The organism is Kitasatospora sp. NPDC059803, from assembly GCF_042732255.1.
Lineage (GTDB): Bacteria > Actinomycetota > Actinomycetes > Streptomycetales > Streptomycetaceae > Kitasatospora.
Window position 1 is genome coordinate 1 of the sequence record NZ_JBHWIJ010000251.1, and the last position, 4,908, is coordinate 4,908.

A 4,908-nucleotide genomic window follows, 5' to 3' on the forward strand; every position below is an offset into this window, starting at 1 on the left:
GGTGGCCGGGATGGGGCGCGGGCCTCGGTGGAGTTGAGTGAGCGGGGTGGGGCGCGGGCCTCGGCGGAGTCGGGCGGAGCGTCAGCAGCAGGCCGCCCGCGGCGAGCATCGCGAAGGCCGCCAGGCCCGCCAGGGGCATCGGGTCCGACCCGGTGGGGGGCAGCGGGCCGCCCGTGGGGCTGGGCGAGGGCTGCGACGGGTTGACGGTGATGCTGGTGGCGCAAGGTCCGCCGGTGGTCGCCGACGGCTGCGGCACCTCCCGCGCGGAGCGGAGCGACCGGTTTGCCGAAGCGGGGCAGTTGCTGCCGTCGCCGAGCGAGACGACCCGGTTGTCGAGGCGCTTGCCGCCGGCGTCGGACTTGACGGTGAAGGTGTAGACGAGGGTCTCGGTGGCTCCGGGGCGGAGGTCGAGGGTCCAGGTCAGGCGCGGCGGGCTGTAGGAGATCCGGCCGATGGTGGCGTGGGCGTCACCGTCGTAGCCGGCGGCGTCCAGGACGCCGGTGAAGTCGTCGACGACGACGGCGCCGTGGTAGGTGCCGCTGGCGCGGTTCGTGGCGGTGACGGTGTAGGTGACCTTGTCACCGGGGCCGGGCTTGGCCGGGGAGACCTGCTTGGCGAGGTGCAGGTCGTGCCGGACGGTGATCGGCTCCGTCGGGGTGGCCACGGCCGTGTGCGTGGGCGTGGCCGGGTCGGGGCCGCCGGTGACGACGGCGGAGTTCACCGGCACCTCCGTCGCGTCCGGAGAGAGGGTCCCGCTGAGGGTGTAGGTCGCGGTGGCGCCGACGGCCAGGTCGATGGCGGGGCAGGTGGCGACGCCGCCGCTGTCAGGGCAGGGCATGCCGTCGGCGTCGGCGGTCAGCACCGGGTGGTCCACCTGCTGCGGGAACCGGTCGGTGACCACGACGTTGCGGGCCCGCGAGGGGCCGTCGTTGGTGACGCCGACCCGCCAGGAGATCGGCCCGCCGGCCACGACCGGGGAGGTCAGCAGCACCTTGGAGACCGTCAGACGGGCCTGCTGGACCGGCGAACCGGTCGGTGAGGCGACCGCGGTGTGGGTGGGTGTGGCGGGGTCGGGCCCGCCGGTGACGACCGCGGTGTTCACCGGCGTGCTGGTGGCCGCAGGGTCGAGCGTGCCGGTGAGCGTCCAGCTCGCGGTGCCCCCGGCGGGGATCTCGACCGCCGGGCAGGTGGCGACGCCGGCGGCGATGGCGCAGCTGGCCCCGTTCGTGTCATCGGCCATCGCGGGGTTGTCGACGCCGTCCGGGATCCGGTCGGTGACCACGACATTCCGGGCCCGCGAAGGACCGTGGTTGGTGACCGTCACCCGCCACCGGATCGGGCCGCCCGGCACCACCGGATCGGTGAGCAGGATCTTGGAGGCGGTCAGGTTCGCCTGCGGCGACGGGGAGCCGGTGGGCGAGGCCACGGCGGTGTGCGAGGAGGCCGTGGGGTCGGGGCCGCCGGTGACGGTGGCGCCGTTGGTGGGAGTGACCGTGGCGTTGGGGTCGAGGACGCCGCTCAGGCTGTAGCTGTGCGACTGACCGACCTCCAGCTCGATGGCCGGGCAGGTTGCGACGCCGCCCGAGACCGGGCAGGCGGCCCCGTCGGTCTCGGACGTCATGGTCGGGCTCGACACTCCCGCCGGGATCCGGTCCGTGACGACGACGTTCCGGGCCCGCGAAGGACCGTTGTTCGTGACGGTGACCCGCCACTGGATCTGCTGCCCGGGCACCACCGGGTTCGTCACCAGCACCTTGCCGAGCGTCAGGTTCGCCTGCGGGGTGACGGCGCCGGAGGGGCTGGCGACCGCCGTGTGCGTGGGCGTGGCCGGGTCCGGGCCGCCGGTGACGGTCGCGGTGTTCCCGGGCACGGCCGTGGCGTCCTGGGCGAGCATGCCGGTGAGGGTGAAGGTCGAAGTCGCGCCGACCGGGATCTCCACCGCCGGGCACGTCGCCGTGCCGGTGCTGACCGGGCAGGACGAGCCCGTGGCGTCCACGGTCATCATGGCGCCGACCACCTGGTCCGGGATCCGGTCGCTGACGACCACGTTGCGGGCGGTCGATGGTCCCCGGTTGGTGACGGCGACCCGCCACGAGATCGGCTGGCCGGGCACCACCGGGTCGGTGAGCAGGATCTTCGTCACGGTCAGGTTCGCCTGCGGCTGGGCCGTCTCCGTGGGAGTCGCCGTCGCCGTGTTGTTCGACGGGTTGGGGTCCGGACCGCCGGAGACGGAGGCGACGTTCACGGGCGTGCTGGTCGCGGCGGCGTCGAGCGTGCCGGTGACGGTGTAGGAGGCGATGCCGTCGGCCGGGATCTCGACGGCCGGACAGGTCGCCGAGTTGCCGGCGATCGGACACGCCGTGCCGTCGGCGTCGGCGGTCACGGCCGGATTGTGGACCTCCGCCGGGACGGTGTCGGTGACGACCACGTTCCGTGCCCGGGAGGGACCGTTGTTGGTCACCGTCACCCGCCACTGGATCGGGCCGCCCGGCACCACCGGGCTCGTCAGCAGCACCTTGGCGATCGACAGGTCCGCCCGCGGGGCCGGCGAACCGGACGGGGTCGCGACGGCGGTGTGCGTCGGAGTGGCCGGGTCGGGACCACCCGTGGCGGTCGTGGTGTTGGTGGGCATGGTGGTCGCGTTCGGGTCGAACGTGCCGGTGAGGGTGTACGACTCCGACTGGCCGACGGCGAGCTCGATGGCGGGGCAGATCGCCTGGTCCCCGGTGATCGGGCACGGGGTGTCGTCGGCGTCCGCAGCCATGGTCGGGTCCAGGACGCCGGCGGGGACGGTGTCGGTGACGACCACGTTCCGGGCCCGGGAGCGGCCGTTGTTGGTGACCGTCACCCACCACTGGATCGGGCCGCCCGGCACCACGGAACCGGTGACCAGCACCTTGGAGAGCGTGAGGCTGGCCTGCGGCGAGGGCGAGACGGACGGGGTCGCGACGGCGGTGTGCGTGGGCGTCGCCGGGTCCGGGCCGCCGGTCACGATGGCGGTGTTGGTGGGCGTGGTGGTCGCGTCTGAGGCCAGGGTGCCGGCGAGTGTCCACCTCAGTGTTTGGCCGACGGGGATCTGGACGGCCGGGCACGTCGCCGTCCCGTTGGCGATCGGGCACGTAGTGCCGTCCGTAGCCGTCATGCTGGCGTTGGTCACGCCCGTCGGTACCTGGTCGGTGACGATGACGTTGCGGGCTTCGCTGGGCCCGTTGTTGGTGACGCTGACCTGCCATTGGATCTGCTGTCCGGGCACGACTGGATTGGTGACGAGCGCCTTCGAGACAGTCAGGTTCGCCTGTGGCGAGGAGGTGGCGGTCGGCGAAGCCACCGCGGTGTGGGTCGGAGTCGCCGGATCGGGGCCGCCGGTGACCGTCGCGGTGTTGGTGGGCGTGGTGGTGGCGTCGGGTGACAGTGTGCCGGTCAGTGTCCAGGAGACCGAGCCGCCCACGGGGATTTGAACGGCCGGGCAGGTAGCCGTCCCGGACGTGATCGGGCAGTTGGCGCCATCAGCGTCAGCCTTCATCGAGGCAGCCGTGACACCGGCCGGAACCTGGTCGGTCACCACGACGTTCCGGGCTTGCGACGGACCGTTGTTCGTCACGCTGACCCGCCACTGGATCGGGCCACCGGGTACGACCGGGTCGGTGAGCAGGGCCTTCGACACCGTAAGGCTGGCCTGTCCCGAGGGGGATGCGGTCGGCGAGGCGACGGCGGTGTGTGTCGGGGTGGCCGGGTCGGGGCCGCCCGTCACCGTCGCCGTGTTGGACGGTGTCGTCGTGGCGTTCGGGCTGAGGGTGCCGGTGAGCGTCCAGGTGAGCGAGCTGCCGACGGGGATCTCGACGGCGGGACAGGTTGCTGTCCCGTTGGTGATCGGGCAGTTGGTGCTATCGGTGTCGGCCTTCATCGAAGCGCCGGTCACTCCGCTGGGGACCGCGTCCGTCACCACGACATTGCGGGCGCGCGAGGGCCCGTTGTTGGTGACTGTGACCTGCCACTGCACCTGCTGCCCGGGCACCACCGGGTTGGTGAGCAGGGCCTTGGAGACGGTCAGATTGGCCTGCGGTGTGGGCGAGTTGGTCGGCGAGGCGACGGCGGTGTGTGTCGGGGTCGCGGGGTCGGGGCCGCCGGTGACGGTCGCGGTGTTGGTGGGTGTGGTGGTCGCGTTGGCGTCGAGGGTGCCGGTGAGTGTCCAGGTGAGTGAGCCGCCGACGGGGATCTCGACGGCGGGGCAGGTGGCAGTCCCGTTGCTGATGGGGCAGTTGGTGCCGCCGGTGTCGGCCTTCATCGACGCGCCGCTCACCCCGTTGGGCACGGTGTCGCTGACGACCACGTTCCGGGCCCGCGACGGCCCGTTGTTGGTCACGGTCACCTGCCACTGCACCTGCTGTCCGGGCACCACCGGGCTCGTCAGCAGCGCCTTCGACACCGTCAGGTTTGCCTGCGGCGAGGGGGTGGTGGTCGGCGAGGCCACCGCTGTACGCGTCGGGGTCGCCGGGTCGGGGCCTCCGGTGACCGTGGCGGTGTTGGTGGGGGAGGTGGTGGCGTCGGGCGACAGCGTGCCGGTGAGCGTCCAGGAGAGCGAGCCGCCGACGGGGATCTCGACAGCCGGACAGGTGGCAGTCCCGTTGCTGATGGGGCAGTTGGCGCCGCCGGTGTCGGCCGTCATGGAGGCGCCGGTCACTCCGCTGGGCAGGGTGTCGCTGACCACGACGTTGCGGGCCCGCGACGGGCCGCTGTTGGTCACCGTGATCCGCCACTGGATCTGCTGTCCGGGCACCACCGGGTTGGTGAGCAGGACCACCGGCCGCCGGGGTGGGGGGGGGGGGGGCGCGGGGGGGGGCCCCCCCCCCCCCCCCGCGAGACAACCGGGGGGGGGGCCTCTTGTCCGGGCTAACCGCGGGCCCCCCC

Annotated in this window: 1 protein-coding gene; it reads right to left on the bottom strand. The window is 73.1% G+C overall.

The genetic code is table 11. The features are described from left to right. Positions 1-4,801 (bottom strand): hypothetical protein (locus ACFV6I_RS30260; protein WP_380428710.1); only part of this gene is annotated, 4,801 nt, incomplete at its 3' end. Positions 4,802-4,908 lie beyond the last annotated feature (107 nt).